The sequence below is a fragment of the Geodermatophilus sp. SYSU D00758 genome (genome assembly GCF_054049955.1).
In genome coordinates, this window is record NZ_JBJGYK010000090.1 from 1 (window position 1) to 1,000 (window position 1,000).

Consider the following 1,000-nt stretch of genomic DNA (forward strand, 5'->3'; position numbering starts at 1 on the left):
CCGGAGGTCCTCGTGGCCCACGCTAATGCCGCCCTGACTCCACGCCACCGTCTCAAGCTCGCCCGCGCGATCGTCGAGGACGGCTGGTCGATCAGCTACGCCGCGGCGGTGTTCAACGTCGCCTGGCCCACCGCCAAGCGGTGGGCCGAGCGCTACCGGCAGGCCGGAGAGGCCGGCATGACCGATCGCTCCAGCCGGCCGCACCGCTGCCCGCGGCGCACCCCACGGCCGGTCGTGCGCAAGATCGTGCACCTGCGGTGGAAGAAGCGCCTCGGGCCGGTGGCCATCGCCGACCGGCTCGGCCTGGCCCCCTCCACGGTGCACGCGGTGCTGGTCCGCTGCCGGATCAACCGGCTCTCCCACGTCGACCGGCGCACCGGCGAGCCGATCCGCCGCTACGAGCGCGAGCGGCCCGGTGAGCTGTTGCACGTCGACGTGAAGAAGCTGGGCAACATCCCCGACGGCGGCGGCCATCGCTACGTCGGCCGCGCCCAGGGCCACCGCAATCGAGCGGCGACCGCGGGCACACCGCGTAATGCCCACCGCAACCCCGTGCTGGGCACGGCGTTCGTGCACACCGTGCTCGACGACCACAGCCGGGTCGCCTACGTCGAGATCCACGACGACGAGACCGCCGCCACCGCCATCGGCGTACTGCGCCGGGCGACCGCCTGGTTCGCCGCCCGCGGCATCACCGTGCAGCGGGTGCTCTCCGACAACGGCTCGGCCTACCGCTCCCACACCTGGCGCGATGCCTGCGCGGAGCTGGGCATCACGCCCAAGCGGACCCGGCCCTACCGGCCGCAGACCAACGGCAAGATCGAGCGCTTCCACCGCACGATGGCCGACGGCTGGGCCTTCGCCCGGATGTTCCTCAGCGAGTCAGCCCGCCGGAAAGCCCTGCCGGCCTGGCTGCACGAGTACAACCATCACCGGCCCCACACCGCGATCGGCAACCGCCCGCCCATCACCCGCTTGACCAACCTGTCCGAGCAGTACA

At 72.4% G+C, this 1,000-nt stretch carries 1 protein-coding gene; it reads left to right on the top strand.

The window, feature by feature from the left end; all coding sequences use genetic code 11:
• Positions 1-12: 12 nt before the first annotated feature.
• The coding region (locus ACI8AC_RS25200; RefSeq protein WP_456900598.1) for an IS481 family transposase at positions 13-1,000 on the top strand (988 nt) is incomplete at its 3' end.